This is a genomic window from Pantoea sp. JGM49 (assembly GCF_018257655.1).
Lineage (GTDB): Bacteria > Pseudomonadota > Gammaproteobacteria > Enterobacterales > Enterobacteriaceae > Pantoea > Pantoea communis.
On the sequence record NZ_JAERJM010000006.1, the window covers coordinates 223,112 to 243,648 of the forward strand.

Genomic DNA, 20,537 nt, shown 5'->3' on the forward strand with positions numbered 1-20,537 from the left:
ATGAGCGCAAAACGAATCACGATTGGCCGTACCTTCAGCCAGACACCTTTGCAGACTGAGGATGCCTCAGACGGACATTCTCAAACCTTTATCCTTTCGACCGGTAAACGTGCCCTGTTCACGCTTGAACACATTACGGCGAAGGAAATTGAAGAAAAAACCTATGTGGTAATGGAAACGAATGGCCGCGACCAGTCAGGCTTGACGCCTGAATCGCTGCGCGACATTATCCGCACCATTAAATTGCAGCAGTTCTTCCCTGCTATTGGTGTGAAACGCGGCGACCGTATCGAAATTTTGGATGGTTCCCGCCGCCGTGCCGCCGCTCTGCACTGCAAAACTGGGCTGGATGTGCTGGTCACTGAGGTTGCCATCACGGCAGATGAAGCACGTCGCCTGGCGCAGGACATCCAAACCGCACGCGAACATAATCTGCGTGAAGTGGGGATGCGCCTGCTGTCATTAAAAGAGAGCGGCCTGTCACAGAAAGAGATTGCTCAGAGCGAAGGCCTCTCGCAGGCAAAAGTCACGCGTGCGTTGCAAGCCGCGAGCGTACCACTGGAGTTGGTTACCCTGTTCCCAAATCATTCGGAGTTAACATACCCGGATTACAAAACGCTGCTGCAGGCGTATGAGAAGCTTCAGGAGATTGGTCAGTCGGTTGAAGCCTTAATTGATACCATTGGCATGGATGTCGATACGGTCTGCGCACGTGATGGTCTGGCTGAAGATGAAGTAAAAAATGGGATTTTGCGTCTGGTGCGTAATGGGAGCCAAACACTAATCCAGTCGCCAGCAAAGGAAAAAGCGGTCGCCACGCCTCTCTGGACGTTTGCTGATAAAGATCGCTATGCCCGCAAGAAGACACGCGGCCGCATGTTCAGCTACGAATTCAATCGCCAGTCGAAAGAATTGCAAGATGAGTTGGATCGGGTGATAAACGAGACACTCAATAAATATCTCAATCAGTAGCCAAATGCCGCCTTCGGGCGGTTTTTTTTTGCCTGAATTCCAGCTTTTCGCCAGTGCTATTTCATCGCTAACTGTATGAAAAATATCTAACCTGTGTAGAAATTTCAGGCTGAAATCGCCAACTTTTTCACCGTCTATATGCATACCATTCTTGCGCCGTAGAGTTTAGTGAATCTGTGGTGAAGGCAAAATGACCAGCTGGATAGGAAAGCAACAAAGGCTATCCAGGAGAGGAACTCAGATTGCGAATGCCCTGAAATTTTCTTCATTCGCCATCAGGATTTCACATCTAATGAATTGAATTAAAAGTGTTTTTTAAATTAATTTCAGGCTGAAATCGCCAGCATTACAGCAAATTTCAGCGCTGCATCGAGGGTACTAACCCGGTTTAGCCAGATGATATTCAATGATTTATCCACAGAAAAGGTGGATAACTTTATTCGGGTCGTTAAGCTGTCAGTGATAAAACGCTGGGCGATTGCCAAACCGCTTCCCGAACACGGACAGGCTTGTTTATCAGACCCAATGCATAAAAACGATCGGCGATGATTTGTTGCTCTTTAATCACTTCAAATACCATTGAACGGGTTTTATGACTGCGTCGTGTTAAAGCTCTTTCAACGGCCAAAAGGTCAAGACCCAATTCCTGCGCAAGCAGACCAGCAGCTTCCTGCCGATGATTATCAATAAAAATGCCGGTCTGCTGTAAACTCTTCACTAACTGATGGGCCACGTCGTGATGTTTTTCCACATAATCGCGACGTGCCAGATAAAATTGGTGGTTGCGCACACGCCCCTCACCGTTGGCCAGCACGCGCAACTCAGGATTGCTCTCCGCCGCACTGAGTAAGGGGTCCCACATCATCCATGCATCGATCGCCAGATAATCACTGGCCGTCAGAGGATATTTTGGCGGCGCATACACCACTTTAAGTTCATTAAGGGTGATACCTGCTTCTTCCAGCAGCTGCAGCAATAACCAGTGAACGTTAGAACCTTTATTGACCGAAATACGTTTACCACGTAAATCAGCAATGCTACGGATATCGCTATCGATTGGGACAACTATCCCCACGCTACTGGGCGCAGGGGGTTCCCAGGCAATGTAGGTCACTGCATTGCCATTCGCCTGGGCGAAAATAGGCGGCACCTCGCCGGTGGTACCGAAATCGATCTCGTTATTTTGTAAGGCATAAAGCAGTTGAGGCCCGGCAGGAAATTCGCTCCACAACACGCTGACGCCCTGCTGTGCAAAGCACTGCTCAAGACTTTGCCGTGCTTTTAATACCCCAAGATTACCGAATTTTTGATAACCGATACGTAACTCGCGTTCCTGATGAGGCTCATCAGCAGAGGCAGTTGCAATGTAACTCGCCGCCTTACGCCGTCCTTTTATCATTCCCTGATGAGCAAGATGAGTACGCAGCGTGTGGCGGCTGATGCCAAGCAACGCCGCGGCCTGTGTCTGATTGTGTTCAGTGAAATCCAGCGCGTGAGTAATCAGGCTGGTGATGACGCGATCAAACAGTTGATTGGGCTTAGTGGAGAGTTGTTGACGCAGGAAGTTATCAAGCGTTGATGCTTCCGCGTTGTTAAATCCCTGTTCATTGTATCTTGTCAGTCGCAAATGAGCTGGCGTTAGCGTCTCCTCCCGACTCAGAAGTACTGCGTTGTGAAGCGTATTTTCCAGCTCGCGAATATTGCCCGGCCAACTGTACTCCAGTAGCACTTCTAAAGCATCCGGTGACAAACGACGCACCGGTCGACCTAAACGACGTGCATACAGCGAAAGGAAATGCTGCGCCAGCAGCGGGATATCATCACGACGCTGTCGCAACGGAGGCAGCGGCACCACCGCAATATTGAGGCGATAGTAAAGGTCTTCCCTAAATCGCCGTTCGCGGATCGCCTGTGCCAAATCAACATGGGTGGCCGCAATAACACGCACATCGACTTTAATCGGCTTGCGCGAACCCACGCGCGTAATCTCGCGCTCCTGTAATACGCGTAGTAACTTGACCTGTAGCGACAAACTCAGCTCTCCAATCTCATCCAGCAGCAGAGTGCCGCCCTGCGCAGATTCAAACCAACCGGGATGCGCCTGGGTCGCGCCGGTAAATGCCCCTTTCTCATGACCAAAGAGTTCGGCTTCGGCAAGACTTTCAGTTAAAGCACCGCAGTTAACGGCGAGAAAGGGGCCATGGCGGCGTTGGCTATGATGATGGAGATAGCGTGCGACAACTTCCTTACCCGTGCCGGTCTCGCCGACAATCAATACCGTGGCGTCAGTGGGGGCGAATTTGTCGAGCAATGATTGAAAAGCGAGAGAAGCCGGGTCGACTAAACGCGGTGAATCAGCGTAATTGCTATAGTTGGTCAGCATCTTTTGATGTCCATTAAGGAGTATCAGCACACGCTAATCGTTGCTTTTCATTGTGAACAGCAGGAAAAAAGCATAAGCAGTTGCATATGCAGCAATAGCTGTAGGCGGTAAGTTGCCGATGCAACAAACACAAACAGCAGTAGGGGCCTAACCCGCTGAAATAGCGTCATTATCAGGAGAATCAAAGCTGGCACGTTTTTCGCTAACAGCTATATAACTAAAAAAACATCCCAAAATGATCATTTTTTAATAAAGTTATATAGGAAAAGCATAATGGCCGAATCCGCAAACAAGAACATCAATGTCTTCTGGTTTCTCCCGACGCACGGTGACGGTCGCTATCTCGGCACCACAGAAGGTGGGCGCCCGGTTGATTTAGCTTACTTACAGCAGGTGGCATTGGCCGCCGACAATCTCGGTTACTACGGTGTGCTGATTCCCACCGGCAAAAGTTGCGAAGATTCATGGCTGGTTGCTTCTGCACTGGCACCCATCACCAAAAGACTGCGTTACCTGGTTGCCGTTCGCCCTGGACTTCAACCGCCGACACTGGCCGCGCGTATGGCCACAACCCTGGATCGCCTCTCTGAAGGACGTTTGCTGATTAACGTGGTGACGGGCGGTGACCCGGTTGAGAACAAAGGCGACGGCATCTTTCTCAATCACAGTGAACGCTATGAAGTCACCAAAGAGTTTCTCGATGTGTATAGCCGTTTAATGCGTGGAGAGAAGGTTGACTATGAAGGGCAGTATATTCACGTTGAAGGAGCAGAGGTGTTGTTCCCGCCAGTGCAGGAAAATGGCCCACCACTCTATTTTGGCGGCTCGTCGGAGGCCGCGATTGATGTCGCCGCTGAGCAAATCGATACCTATCTGACCTGGGGTGAGCCCCCGGAGCAGGTCGCAGAAAAGCTGGCAGTCGTCCGTGAACGTGCTACAGCGCGCGGGCGCAAACTGGAATACGGCATCCGCCTGCATGTCATTGTGCGTGAGACAGAGCAGGAAGCGAAGGCGGCTGCGGAGAAACTGATTGGTCATCTGGATGAAGACACCATCGCGCAGGCGCAGAAGATTTTTGCGCGTATGGACTCTGCAGGTCAGGCACGGATGAGCGCGCTGCACAAAGGCTCGCGCGATAATCTCTACATCTCACCAAACTTATGGGCAGGCGTTGGTCTGGTGCGCGGCGGAGCCGGAACGGCATTGGTAGGAAGTCCTGAGCAGGTTTCCGAACGCATACGGGAATATCAGGCACTGGGTGTGACCAACTTCATCCTGTCGGGATATCCGCATCTGGAAGAGGCGCATCGTGTGGCAGAATTGCTGCTGCCGCTATTACCGCTGGCAAATGGTCAGCAGCAGCGTGCGCGCACCATTAACACCGGCCCGTTTGGCGAAACCATTGGTGGCGATAAACGTCCTTCAAAACAGGCGAGCGCCAGCTAATGCAGGAGAAGACGATGGCACGACCTCACATTATCATCACAGGTGGCGGGTTCAGCGGAACGGCGCTGGCGATTCATCTCGCGCGGCAATCGTCCTCTCCGTTACTGATTACAGTGGTCGAACCGCGTGAGCAACTGGGCGGTGGGGTGGCCTACTCCACGCAGGAACCGGCGCATCGCATCAATGTACCTGCCTCGCGCATGCAACTCAGCGGCGATGAGCAGGGCGCCTTTGACCGCTGGTATCGTCAGCAGCCTGAGTGTTCACTGGATTCAGTAGCCCATTGTGATGACGGATCAGTCTATCCGCAGCGCGCGATGTTTGGTCGCTATCTGGCAGAGCAGTTTGCCCTTGCGGCAGAACGGCATCCGCAGATTGAGTTACGGCACGTTCAGGCCAGTGCCATGGCATGGGAAGGGCAGCAACTGTTACTCAGCAATGGCGTGACGCTACAGGGCGATGTGCTGGCGTTAGCGATCAGTCACCCACCGCCATCCTTACCTCGCTCGCTGCAGCCCTTTGCCCATCACCCAGCGCTCATTGCCAATCCATGGCAAGCCGGCGTGCTGGATGCGATAGATCCTGACGCCACCGTGGCCATTATCGGAACCGGCCTGAGTATGGCGGATGTGGTTGCTTCATTAGGCACTCGGCATCATCGAGGCCCGTTAACCGCTTTCTCACGCCGTGGACAACTCTCACGCGCCAATCTGCAGGGTGAGTGGCCTGAATGGACGATAGCACCTCAGAACGTCCCCAGCGCGCGTCTGTGGCTGCATCACATCAGGGATGAGGTTGCCCGAGCGGCACGGCAGCAATTACCCTGGCAACGCGTGCTGGACGATGTACGCGCACAGGGCCAAACCATCTGGCAAACCTTGCCGCTGCGCGAGCAGCAGCGCTTTGTGCGCCATCTGCGTTCGTGGTGGGATGTACATCGTTATCGTATCGCGCCGCAGGTGTCAGCGGAAATCATCAGACGACAGCAGCAGGAGAGTTTGCAGGTGCTGGCAGCCAGACTGGACACCATCACTGCTCAGGGCCCCCAGCTAGTAATCACGCTGCGCACACGCCAGGGTGAAACGGAAACCCGCCTGCTCGATCATCTGATCGTCACCACCGGACCGGGGCATGATGCGCTGACTCAAAGTCAGCCGCTGTTGCGTTCGTTGAGTGATCAAGGCCTGATTCGCGGTGATCAGCTTGGCTTTGGCCTCGACGTTGATGCGCAGTCACACGCACTGAATCACCAAGGCTTGCCCAACGCCCGCCTGCTCGTAGTCGGACCCGCCGCCCGCGCGCGTTTCGGTGAGTTGATGGGCCTGCCACAGGTTGCCGATCACGCCGCTGCCGTTGCTCAGCAAATTCTTGAAGATCTTCACATCGCTCAAGACGAGCGATGTCCCCCTTACGCTTCTTAATCTCTCAAACATCCTAAAAACACACTAACGAACGCCGGGTCGTCGTACGATCACGGCCTCGCTATGGAGATTGCTATGACATCGCAACGTGAAATTCGCCTGAATGCTTTTGATATGAACTGTGTCGGACACCAGTCACCGGGTTTGTGGGCGCATCCGCGCGACCGTTCCTCGCAATACAAAGATCTGGAGTACTGGGTCGATTTGGCGCGCCTGCTGGAGCGTGGCAAATTTGACGGTTTGTTTATCGCCGATGTGTTGGGTATTTACGATGTGCTGAACGGGAATGGCGATGCCGCGATTCGTCAGGCGACGCAGGTACCGGTCAACGATCCGCTGGCGTTGATTACCCCAATGGCGCTGGTGACCGAGCATCTCGGCTTTGGTCTCACCGCATCGCTATCGTTTGAGCATCCTTATCCCTTTGCGCGCCGTTTATCGACGCTCGATCACCTGACCAAAGGACGCATCGGCTGGAATATTGTGACCTCGTATCTGGAGAGCGGGGCGCGCAATATTGGTCATCAGGCGCAGAGCGATCACGACAGCCGCTACGACTATGCCGATGAATATTTGCAGGTGGTGTACAAGCTGCTGGAAGGCAGTTGGGAACAGGATGCGGTATTGCGCGATCGTGAACGGCGTATCTTCAGCGATCCCCGCAAAATTCACCCCATCAATCACCAGGGCACCTTCTTCAACGTACCGGGCATTCACCTGTGCGAGCCGTCGCCGCAGCGCACGCCAGTGCTATACCAGGCCGGTGCATCGAGCCGAGGCAAACAGTTTGCCGCTGAGCACGCGGAATGCGTGTTTGTTGCCGCGCCGTCGAAAGTGCTGCTGAAGAAAACCGTCGCGGATATTCGTCGCCGTGCAGAAGAAGCAGGGCGCGATCCGCGCAGTATCTTGATCTTCAATCTGCAAACGGTAATCGTTGGGGAGACCGATGCCGCCGCGCAGGCGAAGTGGAAAGAATACCAAAGCTATGTCAGTTACGAGGGGGCACTGGCACTGGTATCCGGCTGGACCGGTATCGACTTCGGTCAATATCAACCTGACCAGGTGCTGAAGTACCTTCACACCAATGCCATCCAATCAGCCGTCGAAACCTTCTCCACCGCCGATCCTGATCGTCAGTGGACGGTAAAAGCGCTGGCGGATTGGGTGGGCATTGGCGGCTTTGGCCCGCTGATTGTCGGCAGTGCAGCAACCGTCGCCGACGAACTACAAAGCTGGGTGGAAGACACTGACGTTGATGGTTTCAACCTCGCCTACGCATTAACGCATGAAACCTTTGAGGATGTGGTTGAACTGCTAATCCCAGAGCTGCAAAAGCGCGGTGTTTATAAGAATGCGTATGCGGAAGGTACGCTGCGCGAGAAGTTGTTCAACGCCGGACCACAGTTAACCGCACCGCATCCTGGCGTGGGCTATCGGGTGAAAAGTGCGGCGCAGCAGGAGGTCATATGATCGAAATTGACCAGCTGAGCAAGCATTACCGCACCGCTGACGGGCGCGTCACGGAGGTGCTGAAATCCATCAACTTACAGGTCCCGCAGGCCAACATCACTGCTGTCGTTGGGCCCAGCGGCGCGGGCAAATCCACGCTGGCGAAGTGCATCAGTTTACTGGAGCAGCCCAGCGCGGGCAGTATTCGCATCAATGGCAGCGATCTCTCGCGGCTGAATGGCGAAGCACTGCGTCGCGCGCGCCGTTCGATTGGCACCGTTTTTCAATCTTCTGCCCTACTGCAGCGCAAAAGCGCCTGGGAAAACATCGCGCTGCCTTTGCGTTATCTCGGCGTGGTCGAGCGGGATATTTCCGCACGCGTGGGTGAGTTGCTGGAGAGTGTTGGTCTGAGCCATAAAGCCAAAGCGTATCCCGACCAGCTTTCGGGGGGACAGCGTCAACGGATTGGCATCGCGCGAGCCTTGGCACTAAAGCCTTCCGTGCTGCTGGCCGACGAAGCGACTTCTGGTCTCGATCCTGAAGCCACGGTTGCGGTGCTGGATTTGCTAAAGAAACTGCGTGACGACTATAAGCTGGCAATCGTGCTGATCACCCACGAGATGGATGCAGTGCGTCAGGCGGCGGATGCGGTTGCCGAAATTCGCGATGGGCAGATTGTGCAGTATGGCGTGCTGAAACAGTTACTGGCGCAGCCCGATTCCTCGCTGGGGCAACGTCTATTCCCACTGGTGGCGCAACCTGGCGTGGCGGAATTGATTCTGCAACTGAGTTATCGCACAGATGTACCGGTCATCAGCGACTGGATCTCGCGTCTGAGTGTGCAGTTCAATCTGCGCATCGATCTGCTTGGCGCGCACGTTGAGCAGGTCAATGGTATCCAGGCCGGACGCTTGCAGGTGGGCATTCACTTCCAGCAAGAGCGTGTGCCACTGGCGCGATTGCTGGCGCAGCTCGAACAGTTTGGACTGGTTGCCAGCGTCTCGGGCAGCGTACATCAGCTGCGGGAGGCGGTATGAGCGTTTCCGTGATAAGTCAGGACACGCCGTGGCTGGAAATTCCGGCATTGATGTTACCTGCGATGGGTGAGACCGCGCTGATGGTCGGCATCGTGATGCTGTTCGTGGTGAGCCTCGGCGGTATCGTTGGCGTGGTGTTGTTTAACACCTCAGCACGTGGACTGTTTCCCCATCGCGGCGTGCATCGGGTGCTGAGCTGGATAGTGAATATGGGACGCTCGTTGCCGTTTCTGGTGTTAATGGCGGCGATCATCCCGTTCACCTTCTGGCTGACCGGCACCACCATCGGTATCCCTGCGGCGGTGGTGCCGATGATTGCGGCGGGCATTCCGTTCTTTGGTCGTCTGGTGGATAACGCGTTGCGTGAACTGCCAGGCGAAGTGACCTCGGTGGGTTTGGTATGCGGCGGGTCGCGCTGGCAGATCATCCGTTCGGCGCAGCTGAGTGAGGCATTACCTGCTGTTGTTGCCGCCATCACTCTCAACCTGATTTCCATGATCGAGTACTCCGCCATCGCCGGCACCATCGGCGCGGGCGGTATCGGTTATTTAGCCGTGGTGTACGGCTATCAGCGCTTCGACAACCACATCATGATCGCCACCATTGTGGTGCTGATCGCTTTGATACAAACCATTCAATTTATCGGTGACCGTTTAGTCGCAATTCTACGCCATCCTCAGGGGATATCACGATGACAACACAAGAATTTGAGTTACGTAAGACGCGCCGCTGGTCGTGGCTGCTACTGATTTTAGTGGTCATTGCATTGGCCGCCGCCGCAGGGTTTTGGCGCAGTCAGCAACCGCAAGCGGTGGTCTTTGGCACCACGCTACAAATCCACTTTGAACCGGCAATGGCGGGAGAACAGAAGTTGATTGAGTATGTTGGCGAGCACATCGCGCCGGATTATGGTCTGAAGCTGGAAGCGGTGGGCGTGCAGGATCCGGTACAGGCGGATCGCGCCGTGGCGCAAGGACAATATGCGGCAACCGTCTATCAGCACCAGTGGTGGTTAAAGCAGGTGGTGGATGCCAACGGTTTCCAGCTCACCTCTGCCTTACCGCTGTTCCAGTGGGCATTTGGCGTCTACTCCGATCGCTATAAATCCATAGCCGACCTGCCGCAGGGGGCCACCATTGTGGTGCCGGATGATGGCGCCAACCAGGGCCAGGCCTTGTGGCTGCTGGCACGTCAGGGTTTGATCACACTCGATCCCAACGTTGAACCGCGTACCGCCAAATTAAAAAACATTATCGGTAATCCGCATGGCTTCGTCTTCAAAGAACTCGATTTGCTAACCATGCCACGCGCGTTGAATTCGGTGGACGCGGCGATTGGCTATGTTTCGCAGTTTGATGCCGGAAAAGTGCCGCGTGATAAAGGCATTCTGTTCTCTCCGGCACCGCGTACTTTTGCCTCGCAGCTGGTGATTGGTACGCCCTATCTGGAGCAGGAGAACATCGTAAAGCTAAAACAGGCGTTCTCCGATCCTCGCGTTCAGCAGTGGCTGAAAACGACGGATGATCCGTTAGTTAAAGGCGTATTAGTGCCGGTCTCTGCAGACTAATTTCCGGGTGTTATCCTTCACCCGGGCTCGCGATGCGCGTCCGGGATTCTGTGTTTGAAAGTTTTTTATCTTATTGATTTTAAACAATTTAATATCACTATTTGTTGCTTTGGACCTGAAGGGTAAGCGCTTATAACAACCTCACCTGCACAACTAAAAACAACGTGAGGCATTATGAGTACCGTTTCTTTCGAAAACACCTTACCGACGTCTGAGCCGGTTCGTTCGGTCAGTGATGTAGCAAGGCTGATCAACACCCGCAGTGACAAAAACAATTATGCGCGCATGATTGTGTTCCTCGCGCTCGGCGGCGTCTTCCTCGATGCCTACGATCTCACCACGCTCTCTTATGGAATTGACGATGTGGTACGCGAATTCCAGCTTTCTCCTCTTCTCACCGGATTGGTGACGTCCTCAATCATGGTCGGCACCATCGTCGGTAATCTCATTGGTGGCTGGCTGACCGACAAATATGGCCGTTACTCGGTGTTTATGGCCGATATGCTGTTCTTCGTGGTCTCGGCCATCGCAGCGGGATTAGCGCCCAATGTCTGGGTACTGATTGGCGCACGTTTCCTGATGGGGATTGGCGTGGGTATCGATTTACCCGTGGCGATGTCCTACCTGGCGGAATTTTCTAAATTCGCAGGCAAAGGCAACAAAGCCGCGCGACTCGCCGCCTGGTGCCCGATGTGGTACGCCGCGTCAACGGTGTGTTTCCTGCTGATCTTCGCGCTCTACTTCCTGTTACCGAAAGAGCATCTTGACTGGTTGTGGCGCGCATCACTGCTGTTCGGTGCCGTTCCCGCGTTGTTGATCATCGCAGTGCGCAGCAAATTTATGAACGAATCACCTTTGTGGGCAGCCAATCAGGGCGATCTGAAGTCTGCGGTGCGTATTTTGCGTGACTCTTACGGTATTCATGCGCATGAAGCGGAACCCGAAGCACCACCAGCAGAAGCGGCACCCAAAGTAAGTTTCCGCGTGCTGTTCCAGAAACCCTGGCGTGAACGCACTATCGTGGCAGGCGTGATGAACATCTGCATCTCGTTTGAATACACCGCGATCGCCTTCTTCCTGCCTTCGATCCTCGCGCAGTTCCTCGGCGCGGGCGTGTTTGAAACGATCTCCGCATCGCTCGGCCTGAACGCGCTGTTTGCTTTCACCGGCGGTCTGCTGGGCATGCGTCTGGCCTGGAAATATCCGTCTCGCCATGTGGCAATGGCCGGATTTGCACTGCAATTCTTCGCACTGATTGCATTGGCATTGATTGGGCACCCTGAAGCGATTACGGGGATTGTGTTTGCGGTGCTGATGCTTGGCTTGTGGTTGTTTGCTGAAGGCTTTGGTCCGGGTGCGCAGCTGATGGTCTATCCGGCGCTCTCTTATCCAACTTCCATTCGCGCTACTGGCGTGGGCTTCAGTCGTGCGCTGTCAGGGATTGGCAGCGCGCTGGCGCTGTTTATTCTGCCGATTCTGCAAGCGGCGCTGGGCACCAATATGTTCTGGGTGGTGTCGCTTGCCGCCATCATCCCGATCTTTTTCCTGCTCGCGGTGCGCCACGAACCGACGCGCCACGACATCGACGATCTTTCTCATCAGGAGTGATTATGAGCCAACTTTCTACAGGCACCGATTACGCTGCGCTGGCGGCGCAATTCCGTCCACTGTTTGATCGTATTGCTGAGGGCGCAGTGGAGCGCGAACGCAGCCGCACCTTGCCCCATGAAGCAATCACCTGGTTAAAAGAGGCGGGCTTCGGCACGGTACGCATCCCGAAAGAGCAGGGCGGGTGGGGCGCATCGCTACCGCAGCTGTTCCAATTGCTCACCGAACTGGCGGAAGCGGATTCCAATCTGCCGCAGGCATTACGTGCGCACTTTGCATTTGTCGAGGACCGCCTCAACCAGCCCAACAGCGCTGAGCGCGATCGCTGGTTCCGCCGTTTTATCGACGGCGAGCTGGTGGGCAGCGGATGGACTGAAATTGGCGCGGTGAAACTCGGCGATGTGATTACCCGTGTCACGCCCGTCGCAAATGGCTGGACGCTCAACGGCGAGAAGTTTTACAGCACGGGCACGTTATTTGCAGACTGGATTGATGTGTATGCTCGACGCAATGACAATCAGGGCGATGTCATCGCTCTGGTAAGCACTCACCAACCCGGTGTAACGCGTGATGACGATTGGGATGGTTTTGGCCAACGCTTAACGGGTAGCGGCACCACACGCTTTGAAAATGCGCACGTCGAGCAGCAACACGTCTTCGATTTCGCCACGCGTTTCCGCTATCAAACCGCGTTCTATCAACATGTGCTATTGGCAACACTAGCCGGGATTGGGAGGGCAGTCGCACGCGATGGTGCAAAAGCGGTGGCCGCTCGCAATCGTATTTACAGCCACAGCAACGGCGATTCATCACGTCAGGATGTGCAGGTGCTACAGGTCATCGGTGAGATCACCAGCCTGGCGTTTGCCGTCGAAGCGACGGTGATCCGCGCCGCACATTCACTGCAATCAGCGTATGAAGCGCACTTAAGCAGCGACGAAGCGCAACTTCTGGCAGTGAATGCGCTGGCCGAAGCTGAAGCGGGTCAGGCGCAGGTGATTGCCAGTGAGCTGGTACCACGTGCCGCCACCGAGTTGTTTAATGCGCTCGGCGCATCGGATACGCGCATCAGTAAAGCGCTGGATCGTCACTGGCGCAATGCGCGCACGGTGTCGTCACATAATCCGGTGATCTATAAAGCACGTGACATCGGTGGCTGGAAGGTTAACGGGACGCCGCCGACAGGGATCTGGCAAATTGGGCGCGGGGTAGGGTAAAACATTTCATGCCGGGCGGCTTGAGCCGCCCACTTCTAATACAACGTTTTTAAACTGTCCTGAATCACATTCAGCGCCGTAGTGACATTGGAATTCGGCCGCCGCGTGACAAACAAACCATATGTCACTTTTACCGGAGCCTGCGCGACATTCACCAGACGCATACTGTCATGACGAATGAGTTCCGCTGGCAGCATGGCCACACCCAATCCGCCTTCAACAGCGGGGATGATCGCACCCAGGTTGGAGCTGGTTACCGCGATCCTAAACTCCTTGCCTGCTTCAATCAGCGCATCAAACATCAAGCGTCGCCATGAACAAGGTTCACCGCAAACAATAGCATCGACCGTCAGCGCGCTATCCCAGGGATAGTCAATTCCGCACACCCAATGCAGGTCGATCTCCCAACTGGTTAACGGGTCTTCACTGAAACCGGCGGTCAGACCCAAGACCATATCAAACGCGCTCTCCTGCCAACGTCTGGCGAGGATGTGATCGCTCTCAATGGAAAGCTCGATGTGCAGACCCGGACACAATCTTCTCAGCCTGCCAAGTGCAAAGGGGAGCAAACTCGATGCCACATCTTCGGACATACCGATGCGAAGCGTGCCGGCGGGCGTACTTTCACTCAGTTGCGCGACCGCCATTTCCCCCAACGCGAGAATTCGCACCGCAAAACTGAGCAGCACTTCTCCCTCTTTGGTGGGGACGACGCCGCGTCCTGTACGACGCAGCAAACGCTGGCCTGTATGTTCCTCTAGTCGACGAATCTGTGCACTGAGTGCGGATTGGGCGCGTCCGGCCTGTTCGGCGGCGCGTGTCAGGCTGCGGTGATGACAAACGGCAACGAAAGTACGAAGCAGCGCGGGTTCAAAATTGTCCGATATCATGATGGGGTTATGTCTGATACATGTGAATGCAGCCTACCAACATATCATCAGCTTCGCTACGCTTTATCTACCGATCATTATTCGTATTCAGCATTGTGGAGACCAGAGATGAAAGCAGTCACTTACCCCCAACCAGGAGGTCCAGAGGTTTTACAACTGGTGGATGTCGTTGAACCTTCGATTACTCAGGATGAGCTGCTGGTGGCGGTGGAAGCCATTAGTGTTGAGGGTGGCGATATCATTTCGCGCAATAGTCAGCACTTACAAGCGGGCGAGTCACTTGGCTATGCGGCGGCAGGAACCATTCTTGCCATCGGTTCAAACGTGACGGGATTTAAGATCGGTCAGAAAGTGGCAACGTTTAACTGGCGAGGTGCCTATGCAGAACGTCGCGCTGTCGCTGCCTATAACTGTTTTCCTGTTCCAGATGGCCTGGATGCGCGCATTGCTGCCGCCATTCCGGTGGGGCCAGGCACCGCTGCATGGGCGTTTCATTTAGGCAAGCTGCAGCCAGGCCAAACCGTACTCATTCTCGGCGCGGCGGGCGGGGTGGGCATGGCTGCCGTCCAACTGGCATCCCGCATGGGTGCCCGGGTGATCGGAACCGGTACGCGTCCCGAATCACTGGAAAAATTACGTGAATTTGGCGTCAATGACGCCATTGTGGTGGGTGACAAGCAGGCTGGCGAGCAGGTGCGGGAATTGCTGGGCGGCAATAAAGTGGATTTGCTGATCGATACCATCGGCGGCGCAGCATTGTCAGATGGCATTGAAGTATTAAAAGACGGCGGGTCGGCGGTTCTGATCGGCATTCTCGCTGGACGTAATCAGATGGTCGATGCGGAATATCTGCTGTTGCACCGTATTACGTTGATCGGATGCTTGCTGGGACCAGAATGGGGTGAAAAACAGATTGCCCGCGATTTGGTGAATGAACTGATGGTGATGGCGGCGAAAGGCGAACTGATCGTGCCTATCGATAGTACTTTCCCGCTGGAAAAGGTGGTTGAAGCGCATCAACGAGCAGAAACGCGTGGGCGTTTGGGCAGAGTGTTTATAACTGTTTAACAGTGTGCGGCCGTAAGGCCGCACACTATCTGGTCACTGCTTATCCAGTGACCAGGTCGCACTGCGCACATCCACTTTCACCGGCAGCAGTCCGACACGGGTAAACGTATCCGCTAGCGCCTGCTGTTCATCGAACACCTGCGGCGTCATACGCGTAGCGCCATACGGCAGGCGTTTCAACGTGGTCTGCCAGATTGCCTTATCTAACCCGGTCGATTTGGACAGAATCGCGGCAGCCTCATCCTGATTGGCGTTCGCCCAGTCACTCAATTTGCTCAATTCATCCACCACCTGTTTCGCGGTGTCAGGATGGCCTTCGGCAAAGGGGCGGCTGGCGAGATAGAAGGTGTAATGCGGCACCAAACCTTCTGCATTACGGATTTCACGCGCGTCGGCGTTCGCTTCCACTTCTGCGAGGAACGGATCCCAAATCACCCACGCATCAATCGCGCCTTTCTGGAAGGCGGCGCGCGCATCAGCTGGTGGCAGGTAAACGGGTTTCACGTCCTTATCATTCAGTCCGGCATCTTCCAGCGCTTTCACCAGCAAATAATTCACGTCAGAACCCTTGTTCAATCCAATGCGCTTACCTTTCAAATCCGCCACGCTTTTGATCGGCGAATCTTTAGGTACCACGATGGCTTCGGTTTTGGGGTTAGCAGGGGAGTGACCGAGGTAAATCAAATCCGCTTTGGCAGCCTGCGCGAAAGCGGGTGGAGCATCGCCGGTGGCGGCTAAATCGATGCTGCCCACGTTTAGCCCTTCCAGCATCTGCGGCCCGGCCGGAAATTCTACCCAGCGGACATTGATGCCTTCCTTCTTGAAGGTTTCATCCAGCGTGCCGCGATACTTCAGCAGTGCAAAAATATTGGCTTTCTGATAGCCGATGGTCACGGTTTCTGGTTTAGCGGCAAAGGCGTGCGCAGAGAGCAGGCCAAAGCTAAGCGCCAACGCGCTCAGAGCAGGAATTTTTGTTTGCATGATGAGTCTCTCGTGGATTTTTTCTCACCATAGCAAAGCGCTTATATAACCAATAAATAACGAATTTCGATCGCTTATAACCTAATTTTTTGTGATCAAGATCATTCACTGTAATCAGCATGTCATCTTGATTTGCATAGATGCCCAGATAATTAGCACGGTAATAATTTGTATAACAAATCAAAATGTCATCTCGATATGCTTCTGTCAGGATAGACGCTTACGTTGCCTGCTATGGGTTTCCTTCGCTCTATGAAGTGGTTTTCACAAAGCGCAGTGCTGTTTTCTGCCAAAACTTGTCTTGCCGCCTTTCTGGCTTTTTATATTGCTCTGGAACTCAATCTCGATAAACCGGCCTGGTCACTGACTACAGTGTACGTTGCCTCACAACTCTATTCGGGTTCGACCGTATCGAAATCGGTGTTTCGCTTTTTCGGCACCTTGCTGGGTGGGCTGTTTACGCTGCTAATCTATCCCACTACCGTAGAGTCACCGATGCTGTTCAGCCTGTGCATCTCTTTATGGGTGGCGGTATGTCTCTATCTGTCGCTGCATGACCGCACGCCGAAAAGCTATGTGTTTATGCTCGCCGGTTACAGTGCGGCGATCATGGGCTTTCCCGACGTCACGTCACCCTCGGCCATCACCTACACGGTGATTTCGCGTATTGAAGAGATCACGGTGGCGATCATCTGCAGCAGCCTGGTGCACCGCTTAATCATGCCGGTGTCGATGCGCAGTCTGTTGGAGCAAAGCGTCAGCCTGTGGTACCAGAATGCGCGCAAGCTGTGCAGCGAGTTAGTCACGGTGATGCCAGCTGATAAATCGGTGGAACGAGAAGATATTCTGGTGCAGATGGCGAACTATCCTCTCAACGTAGAAACCCTGATTACGCACTGTGTTTATGAAGGCGATGCCGCGCGACGTCTGGTGCGGTTGGTCAGCGTGCAGTATCAACACCTCTCCTATTTGATTCCAACGCTGACAGCGATTGAGTCGCGGCTTAATTTGCTGGCGCAGCAGGAAATCCGTTTTCCGGACTATGTTGCAGAGGCATTCCAGCAATTTTTGTTATGGCTGAACGGCGATGACCAGGTTCAGATTCACGATGTTTTGACCGTTACACAGGCGCAGTTGAAGCAGGCCTGGCAGGAGGGGCGGCTCAACAGTGAAGAGAGTATTTTACTAATTGGATTGCTGGAGCGCCTGCTGAATTTTGTGCGCATCGCCAATGCCTATCACAGCGTCAGCGAGCGTGTGAGTGAGTGGACACCGACCGTCAAGCCGGGAAAAACCGTGCGTGCGCATAAGCATGTCGATAAAGGTTTGCTGTTGCTTTCCTGCTTTACTGCGTTTCTGGCCACCTTCGCCACCTGCTTGTTCTGGATCGGCAGCGGCTGGAAAGATGGCTCGACTGCGCCAATGATGGCGGCGGTACTCTGCTCATTCTTTGCCGGGCTGGACAGTCCTATCGCGCCAATGAAGCTATTCCTGAAGGGCGTATTGATCTCAATGGCGATCAGTCTGCTCTACGTCACCGTGTTGATACCACAAGCGGTAACGTTTGAAGCGATGATCATCTGCCTTGCGCCCGGATTATTTGCGCTGGGATTGGTGATTGCCAACCCGGCAACCAATTTGATTGGCCTGATCGTCGCCACGCAGATTCCGGGGCTGATTGGCATGAGCCACCATTTCAAGCCCGATCTTCTGCTTATAGTAAACGCCATGATTTCGACGCTGGTGGGCATTGTCATCGCCCTGGTACTGACATTGCTTATTCGTAACAAGCGTCCATCGTGGACGGCGAAACGCGCGGTGCGTAAAGGGATCCGCGATTTGCTGCAGTTTATCGCTGCGCTGCGTGTCAACACGGTAACGATGACGGCGCGCCAGCAATTTGTGGCGCGTACGCTGGATAAGGTGAACATTATCTTGCCACGTAAGCGCGTCGATCCCTCGCCCGATCTGGTTTCCGGCGGCAATCTGATTGCCGAGGCCTGGCTTGGTGCCAACTGTTACGACTATTACACGCGGCACAAAGCGCTACTGATCGAGAATGGCATTGAGAGTGCGGCGATGTTCCATGAGCTGAGTGTGTTCCTCAAACGCAGGCTGAAATCCCTGCAGACACAGCCCCATTCGGCGTTGTTGCATGAACTTAATCGCCTGCTGCTGGGTTTAGAAGCGCGAACATTACAGGAACAGGCGTTGTTTTCCCCGATGTTCCATCTGTTCAATATCCGCTTATCGCTGTTTCCCTCAGCGCGCTGGCCGGAAAACGCGTCACTTGAGGTTGATCGCGCATAAGTGTGCCGCAAACCCTGTATTTAAGCTGGGGGCATGCACCAGACTGACAAATCCCGTACAGTGCTGAACAGGCTTGATAAAGGAAAATCGCAGATGAAGATGATCGGTTTGATCGGTGGAATGAGTTGGGAATCGACGGCGCTCTACTACCGCATCATCAATGAACAGGTGAAGCAGCAACTTGGCGGATTGCACTCGGCGCGCAGCCTGATGTACAGCGTCGACTTTCAGGAAATTGAGAAGCTGCAAGTGGCGGGGGAATGGCAGCGAGCCGGCGAGATTCTGGCAGAAGCCGCGCGCAGTCTGGAAAAGGGCGGGGCGGACTTCATTGTGCTCTGTACTAACACCATGCACAAAGTCGCTGACCAGATTACCGGTGCCGTGGCTATCCCGCTGCTCCATATCGCTGATGCGACAGCTCAGCGTATTCAATCCGCTGGCGTGAAGCGTGTGGGCTTACTGGCGACGGCATTTACCATGGAGCAGGAATTCTACAAAGGCCGTCTGGCGCAGTCCGGCATTGATGTGCTGGTACCGGATGCATCGGGCCGGAAGACGGTGCATGACATCATCTATCAGGAGTTGTGTCTTGGCATTATTCGTGAGTCGTCGCGAGCGCGTTATCGTGAGGTGATTGCTGAGCTGGTGGCGCAGGGCGCCGAAGCGATCATTTTGGGTTGCACCGAAATTACCCTGCTGGTGAAGCCCGAAGATGCCAGCGTGCCGCTGTTTGATACCACGTTGATTCATGCCGAGGATGCGGTGAAACTGGCTCTGTCAATAAAATAATTATCCTGCTAATTATTTTGTGTGTTATTATATGCTCATTGAAGGCACAACGTCTGACCCCACATGGTCGTACAGGGATGTGCCAGAACTGGCTGCCAATACGTTGGCAGCCTTTTTTGTGGTCAGAATGCTGTTTCCAGTGAATCTGTGACGCAATAATCGTCGTCCACCAGTGGCAGATAGCGCCATTTATCAAAAGCGGTGCAGGGATGAGAGATACCGCATCCTACCCAATCACCCGGCTGCAACGTTTCATCATCGGGCAGCAGCAGATACGCATGTTGATCGTTGACGTCACTGATACGCAGATGGGTTGCCGCGCGCGGTTCACTGCCATCTGCGTTGCGGATCCACAATGGATTGGGCAGATCCTGGTCGAACGGCACATCACGCCGACCAAAATCGACAAAGGCCAATCCCGGTTCAGGGCGAGATAATACCCGCCCCCAAATCTCCAGCGCTGCATCGAAGTGATGGCTCGAACCCGGTTGCGCGAAGGGTGCAATGCGCGCATACAAGCCGCTATCATGCGCCATATAGGCACCGGACCGAATCAAGGGAGTCATCGGCAGCGGTAATGTCGCGGCAGTAAAACATTCGGTCACCACGTCAAACCAGGCGCCACCGCCAGCGCTGAGGATGATGTGATCGCTGCTGAAGAGTTGATGATCTGCCAGCAGTGCAGCGGTGCTGATCATCATCTGACAATACGCTTTCACGCGCTGAATACCGGCTTCATCGCGACCCGCCCCCAGCGCACCTTCATAACCGGCCACGCCCACCAGCTGCAGTGAAGGGCTGTCTTTAATCGCTTCGGCAATCTTGATTGCTTCCTGTTGTGAACGGCAGCCGGTACGACCGCCACTCACCGACATCTCCAGCAGTACAGAAATCTGTGCATCGCCGAGATGCTGTTCCAGCAATTTTACGCCCTGCAGTGAATCCACATAGCAGAGGAAACCGTGGTCGGGATGCTGCTGCTGCCATTGGCCAATCCAGCGAATGCCCGCCGGATCGACTAGCTGATTGGCGAGAAACACATTGCGGATGCCAAACTGACGCAGCGCACGCACCTGTGCTGGCGTGGCAGCACCCAATCCCCACGCGCCACCTTCGCTAATGGCGCGGCGCAAGATCGCGGGCGACATTGAGGTTTTCCCGTGTGCTGCCAGCATGATGCCGTTCTCCTGGCAAAACGTGGCAAGCTGGTGGAGGTTGTTCTGCAGCGCTGATTGCTTCATCACCATCAACGGCGAGAACACTTCATCACTGGTAAAAACGTTACTGCCCGGCGTTAACGGTTGATCGCCAGATCCCGCTACCGATTTAAACCGTGGCGCAGGTTGTTGGGCATCCAGCAAACCGTCTGCCTGCAGTGGAAAACGAATCGACATAGTGG

Annotated in this window: 16 protein-coding genes; 12 read left to right on the forward strand and 4 right to left on the reverse strand. The window is 54.4% G+C overall.

The features are described 5' to 3' along the window. Nucleotides 1–972 (forward strand): ParB family protein, encoded by a 972-nt coding sequence (locus JK231_RS12930; protein ID WP_097117637.1) that lies wholly within the window; start codon nt 1–3, stop codon nt 970–972. A 448-nt stretch (nt 973–1,420) separates the two neighbouring features. Here the strand turns inward: JK231_RS12930 and JK231_RS12935 are convergent, their stop codons facing one another. Then, nucleotides 1,421–3,355 (reverse strand): sigma-54-dependent Fis family transcriptional regulator, encoded by a 1,935-nt coding sequence (locus JK231_RS12935; RefSeq protein ID WP_211728743.1) that lies wholly within the window; start codon nt 3,353–3,355, stop codon nt 1,421–1,423. 273 nt (nt 3,356–3,628) lie between these two features. On the opposite strand from JK231_RS12935, the gene ssuD reads away from it, so the two are divergent. The 8 genes from ssuD (at nt 3,629) to JK231_RS12975 (ending at nt 13,100) form a co-directional block, all read left to right on the forward strand. After that, complete coding sequence (gene ssuD / locus JK231_RS12940; protein ID WP_211728744.1) at nt 3,629–4,801, forward strand: FMNH2-dependent alkanesulfonate monooxygenase; 1,173 nt, start codon at nt 3,629–3,631, stop codon at nt 4,799–4,801. A gap of 14 nt (nt 4,802–4,815) precedes the next feature. Next, entirely contained in the window at nt 4,816–6,222 is a 1,407-nt protein-coding gene (locus tag JK231_RS12945) for an FAD/NAD(P)-binding protein (protein ID WP_211728745.1), read from the forward strand. Nucleotides 6,223–6,297: 75 nt separating this feature from the next. Then, nucleotides 6,298–7,692, forward strand: coding sequence for an LLM class flavin-dependent oxidoreductase (locus JK231_RS12950; RefSeq protein ID WP_211728746.1), 1,395 nt, complete (start codon nt 6,298–6,300; stop codon nt 7,690–7,692). Further along, entirely contained in the window at nt 7,689–8,708 is a 1,020-nt protein-coding gene (locus JK231_RS12955) for a methionine ABC transporter ATP-binding protein (protein WP_211728747.1), read from the forward strand. Before JK231_RS12950 ends, JK231_RS12955 begins: the two co-directional genes overlap by 4 nt. Next, nucleotides 8,705–9,403 carry a methionine ABC transporter permease gene (locus JK231_RS12960; RefSeq protein WP_160833134.1) on the forward strand — a complete coding sequence of 233 codons (699 nt, stop codon included), beginning with the start codon at nt 8,705–8,707 and terminating at the stop codon, nt 9,401–9,403. The genes JK231_RS12955 and JK231_RS12960 overlap by 4 nt, the downstream gene beginning before the upstream one ends. Next, nucleotides 9,400–10,275 (forward strand): MetQ/NlpA family ABC transporter substrate-binding protein, encoded by an 876-nt coding sequence (locus JK231_RS12965; RefSeq protein WP_211728748.1) that lies wholly within the window; start codon nt 9,400–9,402, stop codon nt 10,273–10,275. Before JK231_RS12960 ends, JK231_RS12965 begins: the two co-directional genes overlap by 4 nt. 174 nt (nt 10,276–10,449) lie before the next feature. After that, nucleotides 10,450–11,883 (forward strand): MFS transporter, encoded by a 1,434-nt coding sequence (locus JK231_RS12970; protein WP_211728749.1) that lies wholly within the window; start codon nt 10,450–10,452, stop codon nt 11,881–11,883. Between the two features lie 2 nt (nt 11,884–11,885). Continuing rightward, a complete protein-coding gene (locus JK231_RS12975) occupies nt 11,886–13,100 on the forward strand; it encodes an acyl-CoA dehydrogenase family protein (RefSeq protein WP_211728750.1) in 1,215 nt (404 codons plus the stop codon). A 35-nt stretch (nt 13,101–13,135) separates the two neighbouring features. Here JK231_RS12975 and JK231_RS12980 read toward each other — a convergent pair whose 3' ends face one another. Next, nucleotides 13,136–13,990: a LysR family transcriptional regulator gene (locus JK231_RS12980; protein ID WP_072226533.1), complete on the reverse strand. Its 855-nt coding sequence runs from the start codon at nt 13,988–13,990 to the stop codon at nt 13,136–13,138. A 108-nt stretch (nt 13,991–14,098) separates the two neighbouring features. On the opposite strand from JK231_RS12980, the gene JK231_RS12985 reads away from it, so the two are divergent. After that, nucleotides 14,099–15,058 carry a zinc-binding alcohol dehydrogenase family protein gene (locus tag JK231_RS12985; protein ID WP_211728751.1) on the forward strand — a complete coding sequence of 320 codons (960 nt, stop codon included), beginning with the start codon at nt 14,099–14,101 and terminating at the stop codon, nt 15,056–15,058. A gap of 33 nt (nt 15,059–15,091) precedes the next feature. Here the strand turns inward: JK231_RS12985 and JK231_RS12990 are convergent, their stop codons facing one another. Then, a complete protein-coding gene (locus JK231_RS12990; RefSeq protein WP_211728752.1) occupies nt 15,092–16,039 on the reverse strand; it encodes a sulfonate ABC transporter substrate-binding protein in 948 nt (315 codons plus the stop codon). Nucleotides 16,040–16,291: 252 nt separating this feature from the next. Here JK231_RS12990 and JK231_RS12995 point away from each other — a divergent pair, with 252 nt between their 5' ends. Together JK231_RS12995 and JK231_RS13000 are read left to right on the forward strand one after the other, a co-directional pair. After that, nucleotides 16,292–18,349 (forward strand): FUSC family protein, encoded by a 2,058-nt coding sequence (locus tag JK231_RS12995; RefSeq protein ID WP_211728753.1) that lies wholly within the window; start codon nt 16,292–16,294, stop codon nt 18,347–18,349. 93 nt (nt 18,350–18,442) lie between these two features. Beyond that, nucleotides 18,443–19,138 carry an aspartate/glutamate racemase family protein gene (locus JK231_RS13000; protein ID WP_211728754.1) on the forward strand — a complete coding sequence of 232 codons (696 nt, stop codon included), beginning with the start codon at nt 18,443–18,445 and terminating at the stop codon, nt 19,136–19,138. Nucleotides 19,139–19,260: 122 nt separating this feature from the next. Here the strand turns inward: JK231_RS13000 and JK231_RS13005 are convergent, their stop codons facing one another. Beyond that, entirely contained in the window at nt 19,261–20,532 is a 1,272-nt protein-coding gene (locus JK231_RS13005; protein ID WP_211728755.1) for an alanine racemase, read from the reverse strand. Nucleotides 20,533–20,537 lie beyond the last annotated feature (5 nt).